Origin of the sequence: Necropsobacter massiliensis, from assembly GCF_000827595.2 — a bacterium.
GTDB lineage: Bacteria > Pseudomonadota > Gammaproteobacteria > Enterobacterales > Pasteurellaceae > Necropsobacter > Necropsobacter massiliensis.
Window position 1 is genome coordinate 445,225 of record NZ_LN776183.1, and the last position, 26,242, is coordinate 471,466.

Annotated in this window: 27 protein-coding genes and 2 riboswitches; of the genes, 9 read left to right on the forward strand and 18 right to left on the reverse strand. The window is 46.5% G+C overall.

Annotation, left to right across the window (positions count from 1 at the left end; all coding sequences use genetic code 11):
* Positions 1 to 155: 155 nt before the first annotated feature.
* The gene (purE, locus tag BN3349_RS05910; RefSeq protein WP_040976413.1) at positions 156 to 647 is read left to right on the forward strand and encodes a 5-(carboxyamino)imidazole ribonucleotide mutase; all 492 of its coding nucleotides are present in this window, start codon (positions 156 to 158) and stop codon (positions 645 to 647) included.
* Positions 648 to 809: 162 nt separating this feature from the next.
* Complete coding sequence (locus tag BN3349_RS05915) at positions 810 to 2,078, forward strand: O-acetylhomoserine aminocarboxypropyltransferase/cysteine synthase family protein (protein ID WP_040976414.1); 1,269 nt, start codon at positions 810 to 812, stop codon at positions 2,076 to 2,078.
* 74 nt (positions 2,079 to 2,152) lie between these two features.
* Here the strand turns inward: BN3349_RS05915 and moaE are convergent, their stop codons facing one another.
* The 4 genes from moaE to moaA all read right to left on the reverse strand — a co-directional run bounded on the left by moaE (position 2,153) and on the right by moaA (position 4,385).
* On the reverse strand, positions 2,153 to 2,614 hold the full coding sequence (moaE, locus tag BN3349_RS05920; RefSeq protein WP_040976415.1) for a molybdopterin synthase catalytic subunit MoaE: 462 nt from the start codon (positions 2,612 to 2,614) through the stop codon (positions 2,153 to 2,155).
* 1 nt (position 2,615) lies between these two features.
* A complete protein-coding gene (gene moaD / locus BN3349_RS05925) occupies positions 2,616 to 2,861 on the reverse strand; it encodes a molybdopterin synthase sulfur carrier subunit (RefSeq protein WP_040976416.1) in 246 nt (81 codons plus the stop codon).
* Positions 2,855 to 3,352: a cyclic pyranopterin monophosphate synthase MoaC gene (moaC, locus tag BN3349_RS05930; protein ID WP_040976417.1), complete on the reverse strand. Its 498-nt coding sequence runs from the start codon at positions 3,350 to 3,352 to the stop codon at positions 2,855 to 2,857. The genes moaD and moaC overlap by 7 nt, the downstream gene beginning before the upstream one ends.
* A gap of 16 nt (positions 3,353 to 3,368) precedes the next feature.
* Positions 3,369 to 4,385, reverse strand: a complete 1,017-nt coding sequence (gene moaA / locus BN3349_RS05935) for a GTP 3',8-cyclase MoaA (protein ID WP_040976418.1) — start codon at positions 4,383 to 4,385, stop codon at positions 3,369 to 3,371.
* Positions 4,374 to 4,529, reverse strand: a riboswitch (molybdenum cofactor riboswitch). Its footprint overlaps the gene before it by 12 nt.
* A 261-nt stretch (positions 4,530 to 4,790) precedes the next feature.
* On the opposite strand from moaA, the gene BN3349_RS05940 reads away from it, so the two are divergent.
* Positions 4,791 to 5,726, forward strand: a complete 936-nt coding sequence (locus tag BN3349_RS05940) for a gluconeogenesis factor YvcK family protein (RefSeq protein WP_040976419.1) — start codon at positions 4,791 to 4,793, stop codon at positions 5,724 to 5,726.
* A gap of 13 nt (positions 5,727 to 5,739) precedes the next feature.
* Here BN3349_RS05940 and BN3349_RS05945 read toward each other — a convergent pair whose 3' ends face one another.
* Positions 5,740 to 6,531, reverse strand: coding sequence for an MmcQ/YjbR family DNA-binding protein (locus tag BN3349_RS05945; RefSeq protein ID WP_048736334.1), 792 nt, complete (start codon positions 6,529 to 6,531; stop codon positions 5,740 to 5,742).
* Between the two features lie 21 nt (positions 6,532 to 6,552).
* Positions 6,553 to 8,007, reverse strand: a complete 1,455-nt coding sequence (thiI, locus tag BN3349_RS05950) for a tRNA uracil 4-sulfurtransferase ThiI (RefSeq protein ID WP_040976420.1) — start codon at positions 8,005 to 8,007, stop codon at positions 6,553 to 6,555.
* 247 nt (positions 8,008 to 8,254) lie between these two features.
* Between thiI and xseB the strand changes: the two genes are divergently transcribed.
* The 4 genes from xseB to BN3349_RS05970 all read left to right on the forward strand — a co-directional run bounded on the left by xseB (position 8,255) and on the right by BN3349_RS05970 (position 12,119).
* Complete coding sequence (gene xseB, locus BN3349_RS05955; RefSeq protein ID WP_040976421.1) at positions 8,255 to 8,500, forward strand: exodeoxyribonuclease VII small subunit; 246 nt, start codon at positions 8,255 to 8,257, stop codon at positions 8,498 to 8,500.
* Positions 8,501 to 8,513: 13 nt separating this feature from the next.
* A complete protein-coding gene (gene ispA, locus BN3349_RS05960; protein WP_040976422.1) occupies positions 8,514 to 9,404 on the forward strand; it encodes a (2E,6E)-farnesyl diphosphate synthase in 891 nt (296 codons plus the stop codon).
* Between the two features lie 86 nt (positions 9,405 to 9,490).
* Positions 9,491 to 11,338 carry a 1-deoxy-D-xylulose-5-phosphate synthase gene (dxs, locus tag BN3349_RS05965; RefSeq protein WP_040976423.1) on the forward strand — a complete coding sequence of 616 codons (1,848 nt, stop codon included), beginning with the start codon at positions 9,491 to 9,493 and terminating at the stop codon, positions 11,336 to 11,338.
* A gap of 175 nt (positions 11,339 to 11,513) precedes the next feature.
* The gene (locus BN3349_RS05970; RefSeq protein WP_143933745.1) at positions 11,514 to 12,119 is read left to right on the forward strand and encodes a hypothetical protein; all 606 of its coding nucleotides are present in this window, start codon (positions 11,514 to 11,516) and stop codon (positions 12,117 to 12,119) included.
* Between the two features lie 49 nt (positions 12,120 to 12,168).
* On the opposite strand, the gene rplT is transcribed toward BN3349_RS05970, so the two are convergent.
* From rplT to grxB, 7 genes are all read right to left on the reverse strand, one after another.
* Positions 12,169 to 12,522, reverse strand: a complete 354-nt coding sequence (gene rplT, locus BN3349_RS05975) for a 50S ribosomal protein L20 (RefSeq protein ID WP_005546410.1) — start codon at positions 12,520 to 12,522, stop codon at positions 12,169 to 12,171.
* Positions 12,523 to 12,578: 56 nt separating this feature from the next.
* Positions 12,579 to 12,776 (reverse strand): 50S ribosomal protein L35, encoded by a 198-nt coding sequence (gene rpmI, locus BN3349_RS05980; RefSeq protein WP_032109042.1) that lies wholly within the window; start codon positions 12,774 to 12,776, stop codon positions 12,579 to 12,581.
* A 223-nt stretch (positions 12,777 to 12,999) separates the two neighbouring features.
* Positions 13,000 to 13,515 (reverse strand): translation initiation factor IF-3, encoded by a 516-nt coding sequence (gene infC / locus BN3349_RS05985; RefSeq protein WP_048736344.1) that lies wholly within the window; start codon positions 13,513 to 13,515, stop codon positions 13,000 to 13,002.
* A 241-nt stretch (positions 13,516 to 13,756) separates the two neighbouring features.
* The gene (locus BN3349_RS05990) at positions 13,757 to 15,121 is read right to left on the reverse strand and encodes a sodium-dependent transporter (protein WP_040976425.1); all 1,365 of its coding nucleotides are present in this window, start codon (positions 15,119 to 15,121) and stop codon (positions 13,757 to 13,759) included.
* Positions 15,122 to 15,237: 116 nt separating this feature from the next.
* The gene (ald, locus tag BN3349_RS05995; RefSeq protein WP_032109044.1) at positions 15,238 to 16,350 is read right to left on the reverse strand and encodes an alanine dehydrogenase; all 1,113 of its coding nucleotides are present in this window, start codon (positions 16,348 to 16,350) and stop codon (positions 15,238 to 15,240) included.
* 287 nt (positions 16,351 to 16,637) lie between these two features.
* Positions 16,638 to 18,569: a threonine--tRNA ligase gene (gene thrS, locus BN3349_RS06000; protein ID WP_040976426.1), complete on the reverse strand. Its 1,932-nt coding sequence runs from the start codon at positions 18,567 to 18,569 to the stop codon at positions 16,638 to 16,640.
* Between the two features lie 184 nt (positions 18,570 to 18,753).
* The gene (gene grxB, locus BN3349_RS06005) at positions 18,754 to 19,401 is read right to left on the reverse strand and encodes a glutaredoxin 2 (RefSeq protein ID WP_040976427.1); all 648 of its coding nucleotides are present in this window, start codon (positions 19,399 to 19,401) and stop codon (positions 18,754 to 18,756) included.
* 166 nt (positions 19,402 to 19,567) lie between these two features.
* Here grxB and BN3349_RS06010 point away from each other — a divergent pair, with 166 nt between their 5' ends.
* Complete coding sequence (locus tag BN3349_RS06010) at positions 19,568 to 20,431, forward strand: fructosamine kinase family protein (protein WP_040976428.1); 864 nt, start codon at positions 19,568 to 19,570, stop codon at positions 20,429 to 20,431.
* The gene (gene hxpB, locus BN3349_RS06015; protein ID WP_040976429.1) at positions 20,432 to 21,094 is read left to right on the forward strand and encodes a hexitol phosphatase HxpB; all 663 of its coding nucleotides are present in this window, start codon (positions 20,432 to 20,434) and stop codon (positions 21,092 to 21,094) included.
* An 83-nt stretch (positions 21,095 to 21,177) separates the two neighbouring features.
* Here hxpB and thiE read toward each other — a convergent pair whose 3' ends face one another.
* The 5 genes from thiE to BN3349_RS06040 form a co-directional block, all read right to left on the reverse strand.
* Complete coding sequence (gene thiE, locus BN3349_RS06020) at positions 21,178 to 21,846, reverse strand: thiamine phosphate synthase (protein ID WP_040976430.1); 669 nt, start codon at positions 21,844 to 21,846, stop codon at positions 21,178 to 21,180.
* 91 nt (positions 21,847 to 21,937) lie between these two features.
* A riboswitch (TPP riboswitch) is annotated at positions 21,938 to 22,034 on the reverse strand.
* A gap of 106 nt (positions 22,035 to 22,140) precedes the next feature.
* Complete coding sequence (locus BN3349_RS06025) at positions 22,141 to 22,608, reverse strand: PM1805 family lipoprotein (protein WP_040976431.1); 468 nt, start codon at positions 22,606 to 22,608, stop codon at positions 22,141 to 22,143.
* A gap of 95 nt (positions 22,609 to 22,703) precedes the next feature.
* Entirely contained in the window at positions 22,704 to 23,855 is a 1,152-nt protein-coding gene (gene rnd / locus BN3349_RS06030; RefSeq protein WP_040976432.1) for a ribonuclease D, read from the reverse strand.
* Between the two features lie 74 nt (positions 23,856 to 23,929).
* Positions 23,930 to 25,618, reverse strand: a complete 1,689-nt coding sequence (gene fadD / locus BN3349_RS06035) for a long-chain-fatty-acid--CoA ligase FadD (protein WP_040976433.1) — start codon at positions 25,616 to 25,618, stop codon at positions 23,930 to 23,932.
* 56 nt (positions 25,619 to 25,674) lie between these two features.
* On the reverse strand, positions 25,675 to 26,232 hold the full coding sequence (locus BN3349_RS06040) for a Slp family lipoprotein (RefSeq protein WP_040976434.1): 558 nt from the start codon (positions 26,230 to 26,232) through the stop codon (positions 25,675 to 25,677).
* Between the last annotated feature and the right edge of the window lie 10 nt (positions 26,233 to 26,242).

Sequence of the window (26,242 nt, forward strand, 5' to 3'; positions counted from 1 at the left end):
ATTTTTGTGATCCGATTCATAGAAATCGGCGCCAAAAGAATAGATTTGCGGCAAATCCAATCGTTGAATTCAGCGCACTGCAAAACGCAACCGTTTGCTTAAATTGCGCTTTATGCTATGCTAGCGCAGTTTTTTAATGACAGGAAAATAACCTTATGACAGCTCCACAAATTGCCATTGTAATGGGTTCAAAAAGCGACTGGGCGACGATGCAAGAAGCCGCCGAGATACTTGACCGGCTAAACTTGCCTTATCAGGTTGACATCGTCTCAGCACACCGCACACCGGACAAACTTTTCCGCTTCGCCGAAAGTGCGGTGCAAAACGGCTATAAAGTGATTATTGCTGGTGCCGGGGGGGCGGCACATTTACCGGGCATGATCGCAGCAAAAACGATTGTGCCGGTATTGGGTGTGCCGGTAAAAAGCGCAATGTTAAGCGGTATAGACAGTTTATATTCGATTGTGCAAATGCCGAAAGGCATTCCGGTCGGCACACTGGCGATCGGTCCTGCCGGTGCAGCAAATGCCGGCTTGTTGGCGGCACAAATTCTGGCGGCATTTGATCCTGCCATTGCAGCGCGTTTAACTGAATTCAGAGCCGCGCAAACGGCGGAGGTTTTAGCCCATTCCGATCCGAGAGTATAGTACCGCGTATCCGACCCGGCATGCCGATATTTGTGATCGGGTATTTTTTTGCGGATAATCGCACAGATACCTGAAGTTCGGGATTGGCGATGGTTTCGCCGAAAGTGCGGTTAATATTTTAGGCTTTTTTGCCGATACCGTTTGTGATTAAAAGGAGATTCTATGCAATTTGAAACCGCTTGTTTACATGCCGGATATTCGCCACAAAACGGCGAATCTCGCGTGCCGCCGATTGTACAAAGTACCACGTTTACCTATGATACGGCAGAAGATATCGGCGAGTTATTCGATTTAAAAAAAGCGGGATATTTTTATACCCGGCTTGCCAATCCTACTACCGCTTCGGTGGAGGAAAAACTCGCCGCACTTGAGGGCGGGGTCGGCGCACTTTGTACCGCCTCGGGACAGGCGGCCAGTTTTTATGCATTGCTAAATGTGCTGGAAGCTGGCGATCATTTTATTTCCGCCTCCTCCATTTATGGCGGCACCTATAATCTTTTCGCCCATACGCTGAAAAAAATGGGCATTTCGGTCACTTTTGTTGATCAAAATCTGCCGCTGGCAGAATTGGAAAAAGCGATTCAACCAAACACCAAAGCGGTTTTTGGCGAAACCATCGCCAATCCCGAACTGCGTATTTTAGATATTGAGAAATTCGCCCAACTTGCCCGCAAAGCGCAGTCGCCGTTACTGATTGATAATACTTTCGCCACGCCGTATTTCTGCCGTCCTTTTGAATTCGGCGCCAACATTGTGATTCACAGTACAACCAAATATCTGGACGGGCATGCGGTCGCGCTTGGCGGTGCGGTGATTGACGGCGGCAATTTTAACTGGCATAACGGTCGCTATCCGCAATTTACACAACCGGACGAAAGCTATCACGGATTAATTTATACACAAGCCTTCGGCGCCGCCGCATATATCGTTAAAGCCCGCGTACAACTTATGCGCGATTTAGGTGCAACACCGGCGCCACAAAACAGTTTTCTGCTGAACCTGGGGCTGGAAACCTTACCGCTGCGTATGCAGGCACATTATCGCAATGCCCTCACAGTTGCCGAATATCTGAGCACGCATCCGCAGGTGAAATCAGTGAATTACCCGGCGCTGACAAGTTCGCCGGATTACGCGCTGAAACAAAAATATGTCCCGAACGGTCTGTGCGGCGTGATTTCGTTTGAAATTAAAGGCGGCAAACAGGCGGCGATTGATTGGCTGAACGGATTAAAAATCATCTCGCGCGAAGTGCATGTGGCCGATATTCGCACTTGCGCACTGCATCCGGCCAGTTCTACACATCGTCAACTGAGCGAACAAGCGCTTGAAGACGCGCATATTTCACCGGGACTGGTGCGTTTATCCTGCGGGATTGAAAATATCCAGGATATTCTGACTGATTTACAGCAGGCGTTTGCGCACATTGCGTAAACGAAAAAAGCAAACGGGCGGGGGGAAACCTGCGCCCGTCGTTTAAGAATAAGCAATATGGTGAAAAAGTGCGGTCAGTTTTGTGTCCATTTCTGTTGCGCATCCGCATCGCTTTCCCGCGGTTCCAACCAACGTTCACCGCTGTCCGTGCATTCTTTTTTCCAAAACGGCGCCTGGGTTTTCAGGTAATCCATAATGAATTCATTGGCATGATAAGCATCACCACGGTGTGCGGAACTGACACCAACCAGCACGATTTCATCCCCGGTATGTAGCAAACCGACCCGATGAATCAGCCAGACGCGTTGAATATCCCAACGGCTTTGCGCCTGTGTAACAATCTCTTTCAGCGCTTTTTCCGTCATTGCCGGATAATGCTCAAGATATAAACTTGATACCTGATTACCTAAATTCAAATCGCGCACCTTGCCCACAAACACAACCGCCGCCCCAACCGATGTCGGTTCGGTCAGCCATTGGTACACCGCATGTTGATCGAAAGGCTGTTGCTGCACGGCAATCCGTACGTTTGTCATCTCAACCTCCGGTCACCGGCGGGAAAAAGGCGATTTCATCGCCGGATTTCACCGCACTTTCCAACGGCGATAGGGTCTGATTAATCGCCACCAGTAATTTGTCTTGCTGTAAAGCCAACGCCCAGCGCTCCCCTTTCGCCGCCAAATGGCAGCGCAACGCCTCTGCAGTGGCGAATTCTGCGTTTAGATTTAATTCATCAACGCCGAGAATCTCTCGAGTCTGTGCAAAAAATAATACTTTTAACATGGGATTTCCTGGGGTTTTTGGGCAATAAAATGTCCTGATTTTCCACCGCACTTTTCCAATAAACGGATATGTTCGATGACAATATCTTTCTGTAACGCTTTGCACATATCGTAAATAGTCAGTGCGGCAACGGATGCGGCGGTCAACGCTTCCATTTCAACGCCGGTTTTGCCGCTTAATTTGCATCTGCTTTCGATACGTACCTGATTGGTGTGCGGCAACACGTTCAGGTTCACTTCCACTTTGGATAATAATAAAGGATGACACAACGGAATTAATTCCCAGGTGCGTTTAGCCGCCTGAATCCCGGCGATACGCGCGGTGGCAAAAACATCGCCCTTATGATGTTTGCCCGCCATAATCGTTTGTAGCGTGTCCTGTGACATTGTCACCAATGCTTCCGCGCGCGCTTCCCTTACGCTTTCCTGTTTGCCTGAAACGTCCACCATGTTGGCTTCGCCGTTGCTGTTGATATGAGTGAATGCGGTCATTAGTCGTTTCCTCCGCTTAGCCGCCGATGCTCGCCAGATGATTTCTCACCCCGCTGTCGCCCTGATGTAAAAAATGATGCTCGCGTTTTCCCTGCAATGCGGCAAAGATACGCGCCTGTAATAACGCCTGCTGTTCGTCCGACTGCAACAAATCGCGCAATTCAATACCCGCTTCACCGAACAGGCATAAGTGCAATTTTCCCTTTGCCGAGACCCGCAGCCGGTTGCAGCTGGCACAGAAATTTTTTTCATAAGGCATGATCAAGCCGATTTCGCCCACATAATCAGGATGACGAAACACTTTCGCCGGTCCGTCTAAATACGTGCGTTGCTGTAATTGCCAGCCGGTGCGCTGTAATTTATCCGCTAGCACCTGCCCGGAAAGATGATACTGATGAAAAAAGCGATCCATATCGCCGGTCTGCATTAATTCGATAAAGCGCATTTGGATCGGTTTGTCTTTGATCCAAGCGAGAAAGGCGTCAAATTCTTTATCGTTGAGCGATTTCATCAACACGGAATTGACTTTGATTTTCTGATAGCCCGCCGCAAATGCCCGTTCGATACCGCGCATAACATCGTCGAATTTGTTAACGCCGGTAATCGAATGAAACATGCGCGGATTCAGGCTGTCCACACTGACATTAATCGAAGTAATGCCCGCCGCTTTCCAGTCTGCAACGTCTTTTGCCATACGAAAGCCGTTTGTGGTTAAGGCAATATGCCGAATTCCTTGTTGGCGCCAGACGGATTCAATAATCGCGAGAAAATCTTGGCGTAATGTGGGTTCACCGCCAGTAATACGGACTTTCTGCGTGCCTAATTGAGCAAATGCGCACACCACCCGCTCGATTTCCGGCAGACTGAGAAAACGCGGTTTATGGGATTCAGGACGGTAGCCGTTGGGCAAACAATAGTTACAACGAAAATTGCAGACATCCGTGACGGACAGCCGCAAATAATAGTATTCACGTCGGAACGGATCGACCAAGCACCCGCCACCGACATGGTTAATCGGAATGGTTTGTTGCATTTGACACCTTTCTAAAACATGAGAGGACAAGCCGTTTCCAGCATTATCCCTGAGCAACCGCAACGGTTGCTGGCATTGCCGCCTTATTTCCGCTGACCGAAACAACAAAAACTTAGGCTGACAAGCTCGGAGTGATGCGATAAATTTGTTTCATATTGTAAAATACTCGGCTATTTTAATACATCACGGAAATTTGATCCAGTTAACAAAATACAAAAATATCTTGTAAATCAATTATGTAATAATTTATATAGCGAAATTCTTTTTATTGCAACTTGGTGCCGCCGTTCGCACTTGACTTTACTTCTTAGTCGATGTTTGGAATACTAGCCGCCGGAAACGGGCGGTTCGTCGCCGGACACACAAATATGTCGCTAACTTAATATCTTGTGCGAAGGAAAGATAATGGTCGATTTAATACGTCATAGTCGTCATGAAAATTTAGATGAAGTCAACGCCATCGCCGCAATTGGTGGCGGTCACGGCTTAGGTCGTGTCATGTCTGCCTTGAGTTTTATGCAGGAACGACTGACCGGCATTGTCACCACTACGGATAACGGCGGTTCGACCGGTCGTATTCGCACCGATCAGGGCGGTATCGCTTGGGGTGATCTGCGTAATTGTCTGAATCAGATTATTACGCAACCCAGCACCGCGTCTTCCCTGTTTGAATACCGTTTTTCCGGCGTCGGCGAGCTTGCCGGGCACAATCTGGGCAATTTAATGCTGAAAGCGCTGGAAAATATGCATATTCGCCCAACCGAAGGGGTGAATCTGATTCGTGATCTGCTGCGGGTGAAATCTTTTATCGTGCCAATGTCGGAAAGCCCGGTGCATTTGGCGGCAACGCTGCATTCCGGTTCCAGCATTGTGGGCGAAGTGGGGATCGATCAGCTAACCGAGCTGCCGAAATCGATTTTTCTGGTTCCGCTGGTGCAAGCCACGCCGGAAGCGGTGAATGCGTTAAAAAATGCCGAAGTGATTCTGTTCGGACCGGGCAGTTTTCTCACCAGCATTATGCCGCCAATTTTGCTAAGCGAGATTGCTGAGGTGCTTAAACAGAGTACAGCGAAAAAAATCTTTATTGATAATTTGGGGATCGAACGCAGCCCCGCCGCGACCTTATCATTACAGGATCGGATTAACTGGATCAATGACACCGTGGGTAAACCTATCATCGACGGTGCGGTGGTGCAATTTGACCCAAACCAAGATTATGCACTCAGTCCGGTCAAAATCACGGCGCGCCGGCTCAGAGCTGACGACATCAGCTACCGACACGACCGAACATTATTATGCAAAGCGATTGATGATTTGCTGGGCGAGTTGGATTATCCTTAAAGGCGAAACTGCATCATGGCGCTTGTTCGTTTTCGGTTACGCGCGCGATTTCCTGACTCAATGCGCTCGGCATGTGGCGCGGACCACGCACCGCAGATATGCCGAATTCGCGCAGTTTGTCCCGTCCGAATAAGTGCGGTTCATATTTTCGCAAACATTGTATCCGCATCACCCGTTTAATGCGCAAATCGCCTTTTTCATACTCGCGTGGAATATTCACTTCTAGCACCCGACATTTATAGCGCAGCGCCGAACTTGGCGCGGCAACATAAATATACACCGTATCATCAACGGCGATATTGCTGCTCTGTTTCCAGTAGATCACGTCGTGTTCATTAAATTGACGTTCGATATCATAATATTTCGGGTTGGCGGGAACCAGCCATTCGGTATAGCGGGTGATGCCGAATTGTTTATGGGTAGTGCGGCTGGCAGTCAGATCAAAACTGCTGTTGAGTAGAAAAATAGCCGTTTCCTTATCTACCGAACCGTCCAACATTACGCTCAGCCAATGCCCGTGATGCATATGATAACCAGGCAAAAAGCCCGGCTGCGCCACAAAAGTACTGTGCAAAACGGGATCGCATTTTACGTTCATAATATCGACTTTACCCGTTCCGGAAAGACCGAGTTTTTGCCGTTCCACCAACATAAATACGGCATACCATTTGCGGTTATCCGCATGCCGCAAAACCGCTGCATCCGGCGCTGTACGCCATAAATATTCCGCTTCGGCGCCGTATTGCGTCAGTGCCAGCGCAAAAAGCGTTTCCCGCAGACTAACGTTATTATGCACCTTTCCCATTGTTTTCCTCCGCATTCCTGCTCAGGACGGTTTACGAAACACCTTCACATTCAGAAAACCGTTCTCTTTCAAGTATAACGCCTGCAATTTACTCATAACGCCGCGTTCGCAGTACAGCACATAGTTTTTATCCTGATCCAACGTACCGAACTGTGAAGATAATTTATAAAACGGCATCACAATAACCGGCTGCTGGCTTGCATCCAGCGGATTTTCATCGCTTTCCTCCGGACTGCGGATGTCCAAAATCACATCTTTGGCGCCCAGAACGGAAACCGTATCCACGGTGACCACTTCTTTTTCCGTTTGTTCGGCAATCTGACGAATATCTAAATATTGCGCATTTTGCACCGCACTTTCCAGCACCGCAAAATTAAAATGCGCTTCTTCCGCTTCAATTTTTGCTTTCACCGCCTTTACCGTCGGATTTTTGGAAATCACGCCGCAAAACTCCGGCATGGATTTGGCAATATCATCGGTACCGATTTCTTTCGCCATGGCGATAATCTGCTCTTTATCATGGCTGATGAGCGGACGCAATACCAAGGTTTGAGCGGCTTCATCGATCAAGCGCAAATTGGTTAGCGTCTGGCTGGAAACTTGACCGAGCGCCTCACCGGTAACAATCGCCTGAATCGCAAAACGCTCCGCCACTTTGCTCGCTGCACGCACCATCATACGTTTCAGCACCACACCCATTTGACCGTTATCCACATTTTCCAGAATTTCGGCGACCACCGGTTCAAAATTAATCGCCACAAAACGCACTTTATGGGAACTGCCAAACCGCTGCCACAGATGATACGCCATCTGTTTTACCCCGATTTCATGGGCTGCCCCGCCCAGATTAAAAAAACAGTAATGCACGCGAGAACCGCGGCGAATCAGCATATAACTTGATACGCCGGAATCAAATCCGCCGGAAATCAGCGACAACACATCTTCCTGTGTGCCGATAGGATAACCGCCGATGCCTGCGTGGCGTGCCTTAATCAGCATCATCCGATCATCTTCAATATCAATGCGCACCGTCACATCGGGCTTGGTCAGTTTTACCTTGGCGCTGGCAACATGCTGATTCAGCCCGCCGCCAACATAGCGTTCTGCCTCCAACGAACTGAAGGCATGTTTTCCCTTACGTTTTACGCGCACACAAAAGGTTTTGTTTTCCAGCTGAGTGGCGACCTGGCGCAACGTATGCTGAAAAATATCATGCAGCGTTACAAAAGGCATTTCTTCCACTTCCAGAAAATGATGAATGCCGGGAATGCGCTGCAACAGCTCAATTAAGTGCGGTCGATTTTCTTCATTTTTTGACCGCACTTCAATATAGTCCCAATGGCGCACCACCGCAATTGTCTCATCGTATTTATGCAGAATATTGCGGATATTGCCGGTCAGAATTTTTACGAAGCGTTTACGCACACTTTCGCTTTTAATCATTATTTCGGGGAAAAGTTTAATTACAAATTTCATATTTCATTGATTGTCAGATAAAAAACCGCGCTATTGTACAACATCTTGCGTTAATCCCCAATTTCCTTTTGGCAATGCTGAAAGTGCGGTGGTTATTACGCAAATTTCGGGCTTTATTTTCTCTCGGCACGCGGTTTGGCATGAAAATCTGTCAGATCTATCACAAAAACCGCAGTATCTTTTAACAATAATCTAAAAATACAGTACAATGATTCACTTCAATCAGTTTGAGCTAAAGGATGAATACATGGCACGCAAGCCTGCAGAAAAACCGGCATTAGATTTTGAAACGACCCTCAATCAGCTGGAAGCTGTCGTTTCCCGTTTGGAAAGCGGCGAATTATCGCTAGAAGATGCCTTAAAAGATTTTGAAACCGGCATCAAACTTGCGCAGCAAGGGCAAGAACGTTTACAGCAAGCCGAGCAGCGCATTCAAATTTTACTGCAAAAAAGCGATAGCGCCGCATTAAGTGATTATCAATCGAATGAATAGACAAGTGAATTGTATGTATCAATTTACCCGGGATTTACAGCAGCTGCAACAGCGCATCAATCAGTTTTTAGCCAATCGCCTTTCTCTTATCGACAGCCGCCCTTCCCCGCTGGCAGAAGCCATGAAATACGGTTTGTTGCTCGGCGGCAAACGGGTCAGACCTTTTCTTACTTATGCCACCGGACGAATGCTGGGAGCACAGATGACCCAGTTAGATTACGCCGCCGCTGGGATTGAAGCCGTTCATGCTTATTCACTGATTCACGATGATCTGCCGGCAATGGACAATGATAATCTGCGCCGTGGTCAGCCGACCTGTCATATTGCTTTTGACGAAGCGACAGCCATTTTAGCCGGCGATGCGCTGCAAACCTTTGCGTTTGAAATACTTACGCAGACACCGGCGTTATCTGCCGAGCAAAAACTGGCGTTAGTGGAGAATTTAGCGCAGGCGTCTGGTGTGCATGGCATGTGTCTGGGGCAAAGTCTGGATTTAATGGCCGAACATCAACAAGTGGGGCTGGCGCAATTGGAGAAAATTCACCGCAATAAAACCGGCGCGCTGCTTTCTGCCGCCTTAAAAGCGGGGTTTATCTGTTCACCACAGTTTGCCGACGCCCGGTTAGAACAGCAGCTGGTGCGCTATTCAGCCGCAATCGGACTGGCTTTTCAAGTACAGGATGATATTTTGGATATTGAAGGCGAAAGCAGCATTACCGGCAAAACCGTGGGCGCCGATATCGCCGCAGATAAAAGTACTTATCCGAAATTGCTCGGGCTGGACGGTGCCAAACAAAAAGCGCAGGAACTTTACCAGCAAGCGCTGTCGGCATTGGACGAAGTGCCGTTTGATACCGCTGCATTACGTGCGCTGGCGGCGTTTATCATTAACCGCAAAAGCTGATATTGCGCGTAATTGAAATAATAACGAATGGAACGCAATGACGAAAAGTGCGGTCCGAATTTAGAATGTTTTGGGATTGATTAACAATGCAAAATTATCCTCTTTTATCATTAATTAATTCTCCTGATGATTTGCGTCTTTTAAGCAAAGAGCAACTGCCGCAGCTGTGCGGCGAACTGCGTGATTATCTGTTGGAAAGTGTGAGTCAAAGCAGCGGGCATCTAGCCTCCGGACTGGGGACGGTGGAACTTACAGTGGCGCTGCATTATGTATTTAAAACACCTTTTGACCAGCTTATCTGGGATGTCGGTCATCAGGCTTATCCGCATAAAATTCTGACCGGACGACGCGATCGGATGTCCACTATCCGCCAGAAAGACGGTTTGCATCCTTTCCCGTGGCGAGAAGAAAGCGAGTTTGACGTGCTCAGCGTTGGTCACTCCTCCACGTCTATCGGCGCCGGTCTGGGCATTGCTATCGCCGCCCAGAAAGAAAATGCGGGCAGAAAAACCGTTTGTGTGATCGGCGACGGTGCCATTACCGCCGGAATGGCATTTGAGGCACTTAATCATGCCGGTTCGCTGCATACCGATATGCTGGTGATTCTGAATGATAATGAAATGTCGATTTCGGAAAATGTCGGCGCCTTGAATAATCATCTCGCCCGCCTGTTTTCCGGCGCATTCTATTCGACCATTCGCGAAAGCGGTAAAAAAATTCTATCCGGTCTGCCGCCAATTAAAGAATTTGTGAAAAAAACCGAAGAGCACATGAAAGGTTTCGTCTCGCCGGTCGGCACGCTGTTTGAAACACTGGGATTTAATTATATCGGTCCGATTGACGGACATAATCTTGACGAGCTGATCAATACGCTGAAAAATATGCGTTCGCTCAGCGGTCCGCAGTTTTTGCATGTTAAAACCAAAAAAGGCAAAGGTTATGCCCCGGCGGAAAAAGATCCTATCGGTTTTCACGGCGTGCCTAAATTCGACCGTCGCAGCGGCGAGCTACCGAAATCATCCGCCACGCCGACCTATTCGCAGATTTTCGGTAATTGGCTATGTGAAATGGCGCAGCAAGATCCTAAATTAATCGGTATTACGCCCGCCATGCGTGAAGGTTCGGGAATGGTCGAATTTTCCAATCGCTTTCCGCAGCAATATTTCGATGTAGCAATTGCCGAGCAGCACGCCGTCACCTTTGCGGCAGGGTTGGCTATCGGCGGCTATAAACCGGTCGTCGCGATTTATTCTACCTTTTTGCAGCGGGCTTATGATCAGCTGATTCACGATGTGGCGATTCAAAACTTGCCGGTTTTATTCGCCATTGACCGTGCCGGTGTCGTCGGTGCGGACGGGCAGACTCACCAAGGTGCCTTTGATATCAGTTTTATGCGCTGCATTCCTAATCTGGTGATTATGACACCGAGTGATGAAAACGAATGCCGCCAGATGCTATATACCGGCTATCACTGCGGTAAACCGGCGGCGGTACGTTATCCGCGCGGCAATGCGCGTGGCGTTTCGTTGGAACCACTGGCGGCATTACCGCTAGGACAATCCAAACTGGTACGTCAAGGGGAACAAATCGCCATTTTAAATTTCGGGACCTTATTGCCGCAGGCATTGCAAGCCGCAGAAGAACTGAACGCCACCGTGATTGATATGCGTTTTGTCAAACCGATTGACGAAAAACAGATTCATGTAATCGCCGACAGTCATGCTCTCATCGTTACGCTAGAAGAAAATGCCATTCAAGGCGGCGCAGGCAGCGCTGTGGCAGAAGTGCTTCATTTACAACCGCATCATTGCCGATTATTGCAATTAGGGCTGCCAGACTTTTTTATTCCACAAGGCACACAACAGGAAATTTTGGCGGATTTAAAACTGGACGCAGCAGGAATCACAAAACGGATCAAGCAGTTTTTAGCTTAACGGGAATATTTTTAAAAATTTTGTGAACTCTTTCGCATTTCCTCAGTCTTAGTTAATGCTAGTGCACTGCAAATGCAGTTGTCTTTTTAGAAATCTTTCTTATATTAAGACCTCCCCGCTACTCAATCTTTGGGTAGCGGTTTTTTATTACCTACTCTCAAGGCAAACAACATAAATGGAAAACCAACGTATAAAAAACCTAATATCTTTCCTTTCCCATTGTTTCAGTCAACAGAATTTCTTGTCTATTCTCTCTTTTTGCTTATCACTGTTTACGTTATATATTACATATGATCTAACAGTGAGAGGAAAGGAACCTTATATACATTTTACCCCCTCTATCACAATGGACGATAAGCATAGTGAACGAATGATAGTTAAAATTAATGTGGGTAATTATGGTGAGGGCACAGGGATAATAGACAGTTTTTTAATCAAGGTAAATCAAAAGGAATATCAACATAATACAAAATCCTTGTGGGATACGATTTTAAAAGATAACGGCATGCCTGAAAATTGTCAAATTGGAATTGGACGAGCTTGGTTACCCCGGGATACGCCTATCCGACCGGGAGAAGAAACCTATTTTATTAAGATTATTTTTTCCATTTTTGATAAACAGTCTTATTCCACCTGTATCCAGCCTCTTATTACACTGCTAAAAAACGGTGAAATGATAACTGATGTTCAATATCATTCAATATACGGAAAGCCTTATCGAAAAATACAACGAATTCAGTTCGATTTTTCGGCGTTATCACAACAAATATTCGGTGACTAAAGTACAAAAAAGGACGCCCTAAAGCGTCCTAATTTTCCGTACCTTAAAATTAAAGTGCGGATTTTGCTTTTTCAACTAAAGCAGCGAAAGCCACTTTATCGAATACGGCGATATCAGCCAGAATCTTACGGTCGATTTCAACTGACGCTTTTTTCAAACCGTTGATGAATTTGCTGTAAGATAAACCGTTCTGACGCGCCGCTGCGTTAATACGTGCGATCCATAACTGACGGAACTGGCGTTTACGCTGGCGACGGTCACGGTAAGCATACTGACCGGCTTTGATAACTGCCTGAAACGCAACGCGATAAACGCGTGAACGCGCACCATAATAACCTTTTGCAGCCTTAAGAATTTTCTTATGGCGTGCTCTTGCAATAACACCACGTTTTACACGAGCCATTATTTAATCTCCTATGTCTATTAATGAACTAAAATTTACTATCCGTACGCGCGTGTTTATGCGTATGGCAAGCACGCTACGACTAATACCTGATCGGCTTGCGCGACCATGGATTTATGACGCAGATGGCGTTTACGTTTAGTGGTTTTCTTAGTCAAAATATGACGTAAGTGAGATTGTTTACGTTTGAAACCGCCGGAAGCTGTTTTTTTGAAACGCTTAGCGGCACCACGTACTGTTTTAATTTTAGGCATTGTTTAATAACTCCGCATTGTTTTTAACATTAATCACGCCTTTATCTTTAAAGTGATTACTACGTTAAACTGCTGCGCCGTGCAAATTACACTGTCTTCAGCGGTTTGCCTTGTAGTCACTTTAAATCTAACAGGCTCTATCATAAATAATCAGGCGAATAAAAGTGCGGTTGAAAAAACACTTGGAATTTTCACCGCACTTTTGTTACTTGAAATGCACTGATTATTTCTTTTTCGGGGCAAGCACCATAATCGCCTGACGACCTTCAAGTTTACCCGGTGCAGATTCCACCACGGCAATCTCGGCCAAATCATTTTTAACACGTTCCAGCACGTCTAAACCGATATCTTGGTGAGCCATTTCACGTCCGCGGAAACGAACAGTGATTTTCGCTTTATCCCCGTCTTCCAAAAAGCGAATCAGGCTGCGTAGTTTTACCTGATAGTCGCCTTCGTCTGTGCCGGGACGGAATTTAATTTCCTTCACCTGCACAACTTTCTGCTTTTTCTTCTGCTCTTTTGCAGCCTTGCCTTTCTCGTAAAGGAACTTGCCGTAATTCATAATACGGCACACCGGCGGTTCTGCGTTAGGACTGATTTCGACAAGATCCAATTCTAATGCTTCGGCTTTTTCCAAAGCCTCCTGAATGCTTACAATTCCCGCCTGCTCGCCGTCTTGGTCGATCAAACGGACTTCTTTCACACGAATTTCATCATTAATACGATTCGGGCGATTCATTGCCGGTGCTTTTTTTACGGTTTTAATAGTCTTATTCCTCTTACGATTTTAAACCACAATCAAACTGCAATATGCAGAAGATCAAAATCTTTTCGTGCTAATAAATACACGAAAACAGGCGAAATTCTATAGGATTTTCACAACCTATGCAAGCGGAAAGTTCCGTCCTTTCTGCCCCCAAGTACAAAGGTACATTTGAATAAAATGGGATACTCACACGCCCTAAAAAATAAATGAAAAATCAAAGTGAATGAATAAAAATTATTAGAATAATCAGTGGAATAACATAGCGGACATAATTGAACCAAAGCTTGGTCAAGCGTTTCCCGGCGCCCAGTTCCTGTTTCGCTTCATCTTTTAACACGTAACCGACAAATATCGCACTACCTAATGCGGTAAGGATAAACAAAATATTGCCGCTGACATAATCAAACGCATCAAAAATACTCAGTCCCATAATACGAACATGTTGCCATAGATTATCGCCCAGTACGGAAGGCACGTTACCAAATATAAAAGTGCCTGCAAGAATGACAGTAATGGACTGTTTGCGGCTGAGTTTGGTCTTTTCCTGTAATGCGGTGACCAACACTTCATAGATGGTAATAGAGGTCGTGAGTGCCGCCGTAATCAGCAAACCGAAAAAAATAACGGCGAATATCGTTCCCGCCCACATGTGTGAAAACACGATTGGCAAACTTTGAAATACCAGTGTAGGACCAGAATTCGGCGCCACATGAAAAGTAAATAAGGAAGGAAAGATCATAAACCCTGCCGCCACAGCAATGAAGGTATTCATTATTCCCGTGACCACTGCAGTTTTAACCAAATTTTCCTGTTTGGAAAGGTAGCTCGACAGCGTGATCAGTACGCCGAATCCCAAACTTAAGGCAAAGAAAACCTGCCCCAGTACAAAAACAAAAAGCGCTTTGGTTATTTTAGAAGAATCCGGGATCAAATAAAATTGAATTCCCTCTATTGCTCCCGGCAGGGTAACATTACGAATTATCATAATAATCAGAAAAACAAACAGCAGCGGCATTAATATTTTTACAGAACGCTCAATGCCTTCTTTAATTCCTCTGATAAGAATAATATAGTTTATTGCGACAAAAAGTGCGGTATAAATTAAGACAGTTTTTGGCGAATCATGGATATGATCACGGAAAAATGCGGAAGTGGTCTCAATGGTAACATGCTGTGATAGATCCAAACTACCAGCAATCAAAGCGCCGATATAGGTTAATACCCAACCGCCCAACACCATATAATAGGCAAGGATGCCGAATGCGCCCAACAATCCCATATAACCCAGAACCTTCCAGCCTTTATGAATTTTCTTACCGTTAGCCTGACCGCTGAAGGCATCAATTGCATTTACTTGCATACGCCGTCCGATAACATTTTCTACCAGAATCATTGGAATACCGATAACGATCATGGCAATACAGAATAATAAGACATAAGCGCCGCCCCCGTTTTCTCCAACTAAATAAGGAAAACGCCACGTAGCACCAAAACCAACTGTAGCGCCGGCCACTGTTAATATATAAGCTAACTGACTGGACCAGGACAGCCGCGTATTCTTTGTTATATTCTGATTCATATTCCACCTCTTTTCAGGGGTTAAAAAGTCGCCCTGTTCTCAGAGGCTGCGGATAATATTTTCCAACAACCTCTAAAACCAGAGAATATTTTGAAAAAAATCAGGATAGACGATTTTTATTTGCGTAATGCGACTTGCGGTTCGGTATATTCAAGACCAAAGGCTTCCGTTACCCCTTTAAAGGTACATTTACCCTTGTAAGTATTCAGCCCCTGCAATAACGCAGGATCAGATAAACAGGCTTCTTTTACACCTTGCGCAGCAATGTTTAAACCGTATTGCAGTGTTGCATCGGTCAGCCCGAGGGTCGATGTTTGTGCAACACATCCCGGCATATTCGCCACACAATAATGAATCACGTCATCAACGACATAAATCGGATCATTATGGGTTGTCGGTTTAGAAGTTTCAAAACAGCCGCCCTGATCAATTGCCACATCCACCAATACGGCGCCTTTTTTCATTATTTTAAGATCATCACGGCGTAATAAGTGCGGCGTTTTTGCACCGGGAATCAGTACTGCACCGATAACCACATCCGCCTCAGGCAATAAGCGCAGAATATTACCGCGCGAACTGATTAAAGTGTTAATGCGCATATTAAAAATTTGATCAATATATCCAAGCCGTGCCGCATTAATATCCAGAATCGTGACATCTGCACCAATTCCCATTGCGATCTGTGCTGCATTCAAACCAACCACACCGGCGCCCAAAATCACGACTTTCGCCTTGGGTGTGCCGGCCGTGCCACTTAACAGCACACCGCTACCGCCAAAGGTTTTCTGGCTGTATTTGGCCGCTTCCAATGCCGCCAAACGTCCGGCTATCGCACTCATTGGCGCCAAGCAAGGCAATCCTGCCGGGGTTTTAATCGTTTCATAGGCGATGGATTGTACTTTTCGTTCAAGCAACATATCGGTGAGGGGTTTATCTGCGGCTAAATGAAGGTAAGTATAAAGGATTTGATTTTCACGGAAATAATGATATTCAGTTTCGATAGGCTCTTTTACTTTGATAATCATCTCACTTTTCGCGAATAAATTGGCTTTATCAGTCAATATTGCGCCGGCTTCTTGATATGCCTTATCAGAAAAGCCGATTTCCGTCCCCGCATTATGCTCAATATAAACCGAATGACCAGCTTCGGTATAAGACTGCACATTTGCTGGCGTTAATCCGACGCGATATTCATGAACTTTGACTTCTTTTGGACAACCGATAATCATGATTTCCTCCTATGGAAATTATTATGTTAATTTATAAATCATTTATGAAAAAAAATTAAACAACCGGTTTTGACTGATCACAAAAAGACTTCATTCACCTCCTTATTCGGAAACATTTGTTTTACATTATAACAACCCATCGTACACATATCTGTGATTCCGTTCACAGTTCATATAAAAAACACCCGACGAATATTTGCAGAAAAAACAAAAGTGCGGTCAAAAAAACTTAAATTTTTGACCGCACTTTATATTTATGCTATTAGAATAGTAAATTACAGCAAAAACTATTCCTCTCCAAGCAATTTCAGTTCACGCCCGCGTACTTGTTTTTTCAGAATGTCTAAGAATTCTTCCACGGTGAAGGTGCCGAGATCTTGACCTTTACGGGTACGCACTGCCACTTTGCTGGCTTCGATTTCTTTATCGCCGCAAACCAGCATATAAGGCACGCGACGTAAGGTGTGCTCGCGAATTTTGAAACCGATTTTCTCGTTGCGCAGATCGGACTTCACGCGTAAACCGGCGTCAGAAAGGGTTTTCACTACTTTCTGCACATAATCCGCCTGACTGTCGGTGATGTTCATGACCACCGCTTGCACCGGCGCCAACCATGGCGGGAAGAAACCGGCATATTCTTCGGTAATAATACCGATAAAGCGTTCGATTGAACCTAAAATCGCGCGGTGAATCATTACCGGGGTTCGGCGATCATTGTCTTCCGCCACATATGAAGCGTTTAAACGTCCCGGTAAGGCGAAATCCAGCTGAATCGTACCGCACTGCCATTCACGATCCAAGCTGTCGCGCAAGGCAAATTCGATTTTCGGTCCGTAAAACGCGCCCTCGCCTTCCTGCACTTCATATTCAAGCCCGTTGTGTCGTAATGCGTTGGCAAGCCCTTCTTCAGCGCGATCCCACATGTCATCGGCACCGATGCGTTTTTCCGGGCGAGTAGACAGCTTCACTTCAATTGCGGTGAAACCGAACGTACTGTAAATATCATACACCATGCGGATACAGCTGGTGACTTCCGATTCAATTTGTTCTTCAGTACAGAAAATATGCGCATCGTCTTGGGTGAAACCGCGCACACGCATTAACCCGTGCAGCGAGCCGGACGGTTCGTTGCGGTGGCAGGAACCGAATTCCGCCATACGGATCGGCAAATCGCGGTAAGATTTCAGCCCCTGATTGAAGATCTGCACGTGCCCCGGACAGTTCATCGGTTTAATCGCATATTCGCGGTTTTCCGACTGTGTGGTGAACATCAAATCGCCGTAATTTTGCCAGTGACCGGTTTTTTCCCACAGCACACGATCCATCATAAACGGCCCTTTCACTTCCTGATAATCGTATTCTTTCAGTTTAGTACGAACAAAGGTTTCCAGTTCACGGAAAATAGTCCAGCCGTCGTTATGCCAGAACACCATGCCCGGCGCTTCTTCCTGCATGTGGTATAGGTCTAATGCTTTGCCGATTTTACGGTGATCGCGTTTCGCCGCTTCTTCCAACCGATGCAGATAATCCGCCAATTGTTTTTTATCCGCCCATGCGGTGCCGTAGATACGCTGTAACATTTTATTTTTGCTGTCGCCGCGCCAGTATGCACCTGCCACTTTTTGTAATTTAAAATGATGACAGAAACGCATATTCGGCACATGCGGACCGCGACACATATCGATATATTCTTCATGATGATATAACGCGGGATGCTCGGTTTTAGCAATGTTTTCATCTAAAATCGCTATTTTGTACGGCTCGTTACGCGCCTTAAAGGTGTCGTAGGCTTGCTGCCAGCTAACGCGTTGTTTCACCACGTCGTAATTCGTTTTCGCCAGCGCCAGCATGCGTTGTTCCAGTTTATCCAAATCTTCCTGCGTTAACGCGCGATCCAAATCCACGTCGTAATAAAAACCGTTATCAATGGTCGGACCGATAGCCATTTTAACATCCGGGAAAAGCTGTTTGATTGCATGACCGAGCAGGTGTGCACAGGAGTGACGGATAATTTCCAGACCGTCTTCATCTTTTGCTGTAATAATTTCAAGGCTGGCATCCTGCTCAATTATATCGCAGGCATCATGACGTACACCGTTCACCCGTCCCGCAATGGTTGCTTTGGCAAGACCTGCGCCGATATTTTGTGCAACTTCCAAGACGGAAACGGGATGGTCGAACTGACGTTGCGAACCGTCAGGTAAAGTAATAATAGGCATGTTAAATCCTTATACAGTGGTAACCCATACGAAAGGTTACATGTTCAATAGTGAGAAATAAAATAAGGGATTACAAATCCCTTGAGTCTGAGTGGCGCTCGCGCCGCACTTTTATTCGTACCCACAATGTACAATAAAAGTGCGGTGCATTTTAGCACGATTTCGAGCAACTAAAAAGGCGTTATTACAGCGCACGATCCGTATAAAGCGCTACGTTGCTTAATGTCGCCATACGTTCAGTATAAGCCTGCACCTTATCAGGAAAAACCAACTCTTTCACACAGGTTAAATTACGCAACATTGGAAACAGCAAAATATCTTCCAGCGACAATTCACCGCCGACGGCATGTTCACTGAGGATCAGCGCATTCAGTTCGGCTAAATCGGCGTTCAGTCGCGCAATATACTGTGCGCTTTGTGCCAGGTTTTCAGCAAAATCGCCGATACTTTCGGTTTTCTTGCCGATAAAATACTGGCGCGCACTTGCTGTTGCATACTCCGCCAGCCCCAACTGCACAAAGCGCGGCAACAGCAAATGATTATAATATTCGCCGACTTTTTTGATCCAGTCTGCCAGCGACGCGCGCACTTGTTCCGTTAATAAAGGCTTGCCGTAATGAGTATCGACATAACGTACGATATCCAGACTTTCCGGCATCGCGCTACCGTCTTCTTTCTGTAAAATCGGTACCATTTTTTGCCCCACCAGTTTCACCGGCGTGGCTTCATCATCGTTTAATAGCACAACGGTTTCCACCGCAATATTTTTCAGACCGAAAATCATGCGGGCACGCACACAAAACGGGCAATGATCATAAATATACAATTTCATAGTTTTCACTCCGATTAATTAAATCGCCGTGCTAATGTACCGCACTTTTCAACGCGGTATCAAGGAATTGGGGAAGATTTATAAAAACTTGACTTCAATCACAGAATATTCGGACAATTCCCTTTATTATCAAAGCGAACCAATGTGATGAGCAAAGGAGGACGCTATGTGGAAATCGGTATCTCAAGTGCTGGCTGATCAATTCGGCGCGTACTATTCCATTAAAGAAAAAGCCAAAGTGCACAGTGGCGAAATGCACGAGGCTTGGGTGATTGATGATGGCATTCAACCGGTTTTTGTCAAAGTAAACGAAAAATCGTACCGTTCCATGTTCCGCGCCGAAGCGGATCAGCTGACTTTGCTGGCAAAAACCAATACGATTCAGGTTCCTCAGGTTTACGGCATGGGCTGCTCGCAAGGGCATAGTTTTTTGTTGCTGGAAGCCTTACGGCTCAGCCCACCTAGCGCACCGGCAATGGCTGAGTTCGGTATACAACTGGCGCACCTTCATCGCAACAGTAAAAGCGAACATTACGGGCTGGATTTCGACACATGGCTGGGACCGGTGTATCAGCCGAACGCGTGGAAGGATAACTGGGCGAAATTTTTCAGCGAGCAGCGGATCGGCTGGCAACTGCAAATCTGTAAAGAGAAAAATCTGGATTTCGGTGATATTGCACAAATTGTCCGCACCGTGGCGGAACGGTTGGCAAAACATCACCCGCAACCGTCACTGTTACACGGTAACTTGTGGATTGAAAACTGCGCGCAGGCAGACCGACACATTGTCACTTATGATCCCGCCTGCTATTGGGGCGACCGGGAATGTGACATTGCCTTTACCGAGTTGTTCCAGCCGTTCAGTGCGGAATTCTATCAAAATTATTACCGCACTTATGCGCCGGAAGCGGGCTATCAGGAACGCAAAGCACTGTATCAACTCTACTACCTGCTTAATTTCAGCCACCGTTTTCACGGCAATTATATTGAGCTGACCAGAAAATTCATTCATCAACTATTAGGAGAATAGATGACTGTTAACGCGATAATTTTTGATATGGACGGAGTGTTAATTGACTCCGAACCCTTATGGAAACAAGCGGGCGTTGAGATCTTCAACGCTTTTGATCTGCCCGCCACATGGGCAGATATGGTTGCGCTGACCGGTTTGCCGTCGCGCGGGATCGTGGATAAAATCTATCAAAAATACCATAAAGCGCCACTGCCAGCGGAGGAAATGGCAAGCCGTTTAAATGAGCATGCCATTGCCCTGATTTTAGACCAAAAGCCATTGATGAAAGGAGTAAAAGAAACGTTAGAAAAACTGACCGCCCTAGGTTATCGGCTGGCGGTGGCTTCCGCCTCGCCACGCAAACTGCTGGAGGAAATCACCCAGCGCTGCGACATCGCACAGTATTTTGACTATCTCTCCTCCGCCACCGAGCTTGCTTATAACAAACCGCACCCGCAGGTTTATCTGCATGCAGCAGATATGCTAAATAGCGCGCCTTGCAATTGTCTCGGCATTGAAGATTCTGTAGTTGGCATGACCGCGGTGAAAGCTGCATCGATGAAATGTATTGTGATCCCCGATCAATCAATGAAAACCGATCCGCGCTGGTCGCTGGCGGATGCGCAGCTCAATGCGCTGTCCGATATCAATCGACAATTAATTGAAAAACTGGGCGATTAAGCTAACAGTACCCTATCAAAGAGCATCGTATTGTCTTTTAATCCCGCCGGGGAAACTTATCCGCCCCGGCTTATTTTTGTCTGTTAATCAACTGCATGGCGTAAAGCGTTTACTGCGGCAGGCACATCTTGGGCGCGTGTAATCGCCGAGATCACTGCAATACCGTCGGCACCGAAGGCTCTCAGTTGTGTCGCGCTGTCCCGCGTGATTCCGCCAATCGCCACTAAAGGTTTGTTGATATTTTGCTGTCTTAATTGGGCAATAAATGACATGCCGACCGCTGGTTTCTGATCAGCTTTCGATTGAGTCGGAAAAATCGGACCGATACCAAAATAATCAATCTCTTTAAGATGATTATTTGCCTGTGCTTGTTCCATAGTATTAACAGATAATCCGACAATTAAAGTGCGGTCAGTTTTTGCGCGAATTTGCGCCGCCCGCATGTCCGACTGTCCGACATGAATGCCGTCCGCCTCAATAGCCAATGCCAGCCCGACATCATCGTTGACAATAAAAGGGACAGCGTAACGGCGGCATAAATCACGGCACTGTACCGCCAATTGCTGCTGTGCTATAGGATCGTTTTCCAGCGAGCCCGCCCCTTTGTCTCTGAACTGAAAGCAAGTAATACCGTGTTCCAGCGCCTGCTGCAAAATGCGTAATAAATGCGCTGTAGGATCGCCGCTCAAATGACGGCAATCCTGACTGCCGGCGACAAAATATAAGCGAAGCATCGTTGTTATATCAAACATCATCATTCCTTATTAAGTGAGTTAACAGGTTATCAGAAACAGCAAGCTGAATGCGGGAAAAAATGACACAGAATAAAACGGCGGACAAATGGATTGAGCATAATTAGTTTCCTACGTCAGTATTAGCTGGATCAGGTTCACGGGTGTTATCTCAGCCTCCCATCACGGAAGCACCCCGACTAACGGTTATGGAGTGTATATGAAGTCTAAATAAAAGGCAAAGTATTTATTCCTCGCACAAAAAAGCCATCCGTCACAACGAATGGCTGTTGAATGATGCAAATACGCTACCGATTATTTTTTCTCACCGTATTTTTCAGCAAGCTGCGCCTGTAATTGTTGCAATTCATTGGTTGCTTGCACCGCATGCTGGGTTTTATCTTGTAACGCTTTAACGCCTTCTTCAGTCGGATTTTTCATCAGCGCAATACTGTCTTTCATTAAATCACTTGATAATGCCAGCGTAGATTTCATTTTTTCTTTCAGCGGTTTGATTTCAGGGCTTTGAATATCAAGCGCATTCAGGCTTTTTTCAATTTCGCTGATTTTCGCATTCAACTCACTGACCGCCTGCTCAATTTGCTGCGGATCTTGAGTAGCGACTTTTTTCTGGAATTCCGCCTGGAAAGTCGCCTGCGCCTGTTGGTTCGCTGCGCCCCAATCAGTCAGTTTTTTAAAATCTGCCGCCGGATCCGCTTTATTACAAGCTGCTACGAACAGAGCGAAGACAATTGTCGCTCCGATTTTCAATAGGTTATTCATTGTACTATCCTTAACTGTGTTAGTGAAAATCTCACATAGAAAATATATGAGTGTTCAATTTTACTCTGTGGCGAACAAACTTGCCAATCTATAAATTAAAAGTTTTGTAAAGATGCCAGCAGCGGCAATCCGAATTCGCGGCGCCAGCCGCATAATAACTCAGGCGGCGACGCTTCGTCGCGGTCTTGTAACCAGCACCAGCGCATTAATTCTTCCAACGTTTTTTTACCGGCAATGACCTCGACAGGCAAATCCGTCGGCGCAATGCGTTTTAATTCAGTCTGTAACATTTTCAAGGCGCCGCGATAACGTGGATCATCGGCAAGGCGTTCAATGCGCGGTGGGAAATCCCGCTCATCGATGCGTTTAACCTGATCGATAAGCTGTAATATCTTTTTACCGTGAATGCGAACTTCGGAGGCGGAAAAGCCCATTTCCAACAGCGTCGACGTATGCTTGGGATGATGTTTGGCCGCCAGCCATAAATGCTCGCTTTTTACGACAAAATTCAAAGCCAGATCCCGTTTCATAGCCTCCTGATAACGCCACTTCGCCAGCAGTTTCAAGCGCATGAGTTCAAGCCTGTCCAACCGCCAAGCATTAGCAATATTCAAATACGCCTTTTCGCTGTCTTTATCTTTTTCCCGTTTTACAAGCAGCGATTCGCAGTCATTTTCCACCGCACTTTGCCAACGGGTTTGCGCCAGCTGGGATAACATTTGCCGAAATAACGGCAACAAATACCATACATCCGCTGCCGCATATCGTAGTTGAACTGGTGATAACGGGCGCGCCAACCAATCGGTACGCGATGCGCCTTTATCGATGTCCAGCTGAAAATAATGCTTAATCAGTGCAGCAAAACCGACGGAATGACCGAAATTTAAAAAACTCGCCATTACTTGCGTGTCCAGCATCGGGCGGGGCAATTGGTTAAAATAATGCTGAAAAACCTCCAGATCCTCACTGCTGGCATGCAGTACTTTACACAGATTCCGATCCGCCAGTAACGCCACAAAAGGCGAAAAATCATCAATCTGATTAGGATCAATTAAACTGACTTGCTCGCCGTCATATAACTGAATCAGCCCCAAGTGCGGATAAAACGTGCGGGTACGCACAAATTCGGTATCCAGCGCTACCGCAGTTTGCAAACGCGCCTGTTGGCAAACTTCAGCTAATGCCTGATTGTCGGTAATCAGCCTAAAGTGCGGTGTCATTTGAATTTCTTTTATTGCTATGGACATATATTATAAACCGAGAAACGCCCGTAAAATCACGGGCAAAAATGATGGGCATTGAAGCCCATCCCATTATTAAACTATTGTGCCGCCCGCTTTGCTATCTCTTCTTCGCGCAGCACTCGGCGTAAAATCTTGCCGACGTTTGTCTTCGGCAGTTCATCGCGAAATTCAATATCTTTCGGCACTTTATAACGGGTTAAATGACGACGGCAATGTTGGCGCAATTCGTCGCGCGTCAGGCTATCGTCTTTTTTCACTACGAAGATCTTGATAGTTTCGCCGGAAACTTCATGCGGGATGCCGATCGCCACCACTTCGGCGACTTTATAATTTAACATCACCACATCTTCAATCTCATTCGGATACACATTAAAGCCGGATACGATAATCATATCTTTTTTACGATCCACAATCCGCAGGCTATAACTTTTGTCCATAATCACAATATCACCGGTCGCCATCCAGCCGTCTTTCAGCACTTCTGCCGTCGCCTCCGGTCGCTGCCAATATCCCTGCATCACCTGTTCACCTTTCACCCACAGCTCGCCCGGTTCTCCCAACTCAGCCTGCGTGCCGTCTTCTTTGACGATCCGAATGTCGGTATTCGGTACCGGTACGCCAATCGTGCCGTTATGCTTAACCACGTTGATCGGGCAGGCGGCAATTAGCGGTGAACATTCCGTCATGCCGTAGCCTTCGATAATATTGCAGCCGGTCGTGTCATGCCAGCGAATCGCCACCGATTGTTGAATTGCCATGCCGCCGCCGACAGAAAGTTTCAGTGCGGAAAAATCTACCTCTTTGAAATTCTCATTATTCAGTAAGGCATTAAATAATGTATTTACGCCGGTAATCGCAACAAAACGGTGCTTTCTCAATTCTTTCACAAACCCGTCGATATCGCGCGGATTGGTAATCAGTACCGCCGTCACACCCAATTCGATAAACAGTAAACAATTGACGGTTAACGCAAACACATGATACAGCGGCAGTGCGAGAATGGCTTTGCGCTCACGGGTATGATCGCCGACAAACGGATAAGCTATCCATTTCGCCTGAAACACATTGGTAATGATATTGCCGTGCGACAACATCGCGCCTTTGGCAACTCCAGTGGTTCCGCCAGTATATTGCAAGAACGCCAGCGTATCACGCTCCAGATGCGGTCGTACATACTGGCGATGTTTGCCGACAGCCAACACTTCGCGAAAGGTCACGGCATGTGGCAGTTTATATTTCGGCACCAGCTTTTTAACATACTTCACCACAAAATTGACTAACGTCCGTTTTCCGAACGAAAGCTGATCGCCCATGCGGGTTAGAATCACATGCTTAACATTGGTGTTAAACACTACTTCTTCCAACGTAGAGGCAAAATTGGAAACCACTACAATCGCTTTGGCGCCGCTGTCTTGCAGCTGATGTTCCAGCTCGCGCGGGGTGTAAAGCGGATTCACATTCACCACCACCAGCCCGGCACGCAAAATACCGAATAGCGCGATCGGATACTGCAATAGATTCGGCATCATCAACGCGACTCGCTCGCCGCGTTTAAGTTTCAACTCATTTTGCAGATAAGCGGCAAATGCACGACTGCGCTCTTCCAGCTTACGAAAGGTTAATATTTGTCCCATATTGATGTAAGCGGCGCGATCCGGATGTTCCCTAATTGCCTTATCAAACATATCCAGAATATTTTCATAGACGGAAGTGTTCAATTCAAACTCGCTTCCTTCCGGGTAATTTCTAAACCAAGGTTTTTCCATTTGTTATCCTTATTGTTGTCGGAAAATTGCGACGGATTTTAGCATGTTAGGCGGTTTTAATACAAACTATAGCGCAATCGCGGTTCAGGATGCCAAAAAGAACCACCGAATCCCCAACGGGGACGGGCAAAGCCCCAATAACCGCCCCAATAATAATCATCGGGATCGTAATAATATTCGCGCGTCAGCGTCCAGCGCCGATAGTGATCCACCGCAACCACCGGGTATTGATAGGACGCATCGTCTATTTTCCCGCTTTCCGGCGCAAGCAGTCGCCCCGCCACCGTAATATATTGTTCTTTCAGGCTTTCCGGATCGACAAAACCTTCAATGTAGGCGATAAATCGCCCGTCGGTGGCACTGTCTGGCAACGGTTTCGCCGAATATTCGGAGACTGGCAGGCTGAGAATTTCCAATTTGGTTTGATTTTTCAATGCCGTTGCCGTCAATACTTTGCCGCCTAAGCGAACCCGTTTACATTGACAACTGTAATCATCTGCCTGAATTTGCTGTATATTGCGAATGCCGAACTGTTCGCGCTCCAACCCTTTCGGGGCGGATACACAGGCTGCCAGCATCAACACAAGTAAAGGAAATAAACTATAGTTTTTCATCTTTGTCTCC

What these genes read in the sequence shown, in the direction of transcription:
- ald (WP_032109044.1), bottom strand. Translation starts at nt 16,350, where the DNA reads ATGATTATCGGTTGTCCAAAAGAAGTCAAAGTTCATGAATATCGCGTC.
- moaE (WP_040976415.1), bottom strand. Translation starts at nt 2,614, where the DNA reads ATGACAAACGTACGGATTGCCGTGCAGCAACAGCCTTTCGATCAACAT.
- infC (WP_048736344.1), bottom strand. Translation starts at nt 13,515, where the DNA reads ATGAATCGCCCGAATCGTATTAATGATGAAATTCGTGTGAAAGAAGTC.
- BN3349_RS05915 (WP_040976414.1), top strand. Translation starts at nt 810, where the DNA reads ATGCAATTTGAAACCGCTTGTTTACATGCCGGATATTCGCCACAAAAC.
- moaA (WP_040976418.1), bottom strand. Translation starts at nt 4,385, where the DNA reads ATGCAACAAACCATTCCGATTAACCATGTCGGTGGCGGGTGCTTGGTC.
- BN3349_RS05970 (WP_143933745.1), top strand. Translation starts at nt 11,514, where the DNA reads ATGGAAAACCAACGTATAAAAAACCTAATATCTTTCCTTTCCCATTGT.
- xseB (WP_040976421.1), top strand. Translation starts at nt 8,255, where the DNA reads ATGGCACGCAAGCCTGCAGAAAAACCGGCATTAGATTTTGAAACGACC.
- BN3349_RS06010 (WP_040976428.1), top strand. Translation starts at nt 19,568, where the DNA reads ATGTGGAAATCGGTATCTCAAGTGCTGGCTGATCAATTCGGCGCGTAC.
- dxs (WP_040976423.1), top strand. Translation starts at nt 9,491, where the DNA reads ATGCAAAATTATCCTCTTTTATCATTAATTAATTCTCCTGATGATTTG.
- rpmI (WP_032109042.1), bottom strand. Translation starts at nt 12,776, where the DNA reads ATGCCTAAAATTAAAACAGTACGTGGTGCCGCTAAGCGTTTCAAAAAA.
- moaD (WP_040976416.1), bottom strand. Translation starts at nt 2,861, where the DNA reads ATGTTAAAAGTATTATTTTTTGCACAGACTCGAGAGATTCTCGGCGTT.
- rplT (WP_005546410.1), bottom strand. Translation starts at nt 12,522, where the DNA reads ATGGCTCGTGTAAAACGTGGTGTTATTGCAAGAGCACGCCATAAGAAA.
- ispA (WP_040976422.1), top strand. Translation starts at nt 8,514, where the DNA reads ATGTATCAATTTACCCGGGATTTACAGCAGCTGCAACAGCGCATCAAT.
- BN3349_RS06025 (WP_040976431.1), bottom strand. Translation starts at nt 22,608, where the DNA reads ATGAATAACCTATTGAAAATCGGAGCGACAATTGTCTTCGCTCTGTTC.
- BN3349_RS05945 (WP_048736334.1), bottom strand. Translation starts at nt 6,531, where the DNA reads ATGGGAAAGGTGCATAATAACGTTAGTCTGCGGGAAACGCTTTTTGCG.
- thrS (WP_040976426.1), bottom strand. Translation starts at nt 18,569, where the DNA reads ATGCCTATTATTACTTTACCTGACGGTTCGCAACGTCAGTTCGACCAT.
- BN3349_RS05990 (WP_040976425.1), bottom strand. Translation starts at nt 15,121, where the DNA reads ATGAATCAGAATATAACAAAGAATACGCGGCTGTCCTGGTCCAGTCAG.
- grxB (WP_040976427.1), bottom strand. Translation starts at nt 19,401, where the DNA reads ATGAAATTGTATATTTATGATCATTGCCCGTTTTGTGTGCGTGCCCGC.
- thiI (WP_040976420.1), bottom strand. Translation starts at nt 8,007, where the DNA reads ATGAAATTTGTAATTAAACTTTTCCCCGAAATAATGATTAAAAGCGAA.
- BN3349_RS05940 (WP_040976419.1), top strand. Translation starts at nt 4,791, where the DNA reads ATGGTCGATTTAATACGTCATAGTCGTCATGAAAATTTAGATGAAGTC.
- rnd (WP_040976432.1), bottom strand. Translation starts at nt 23,855, where the DNA reads ATGTCCATAGCAATAAAAGAAATTCAAATGACACCGCACTTTAGGCTG.
- thiE (WP_040976430.1), bottom strand. Translation starts at nt 21,846, where the DNA reads ATGTTTGATATAACAACGATGCTTCGCTTATATTTTGTCGCCGGCAGT.
- moaC (WP_040976417.1), bottom strand. Translation starts at nt 3,352, where the DNA reads ATGACCGCATTCACTCATATCAACAGCAACGGCGAAGCCAACATGGTG.
- fadD (WP_040976433.1), bottom strand. Translation starts at nt 25,618, where the DNA reads ATGGAAAAACCTTGGTTTAGAAATTACCCGGAAGGAAGCGAGTTTGAA.
- hxpB (WP_040976429.1), top strand. Translation starts at nt 20,432, where the DNA reads ATGACTGTTAACGCGATAATTTTTGATATGGACGGAGTGTTAATTGAC.
- BN3349_RS06040 (WP_040976434.1), bottom strand. Translation starts at nt 26,232, where the DNA reads ATGAAAAACTATAGTTTATTTCCTTTACTTGTGTTGATGCTGGCAGCC.
- purE (WP_040976413.1), top strand. Translation starts at nt 156, where the DNA reads ATGACAGCTCCACAAATTGCCATTGTAATGGGTTCAAAAAGCGACTGG.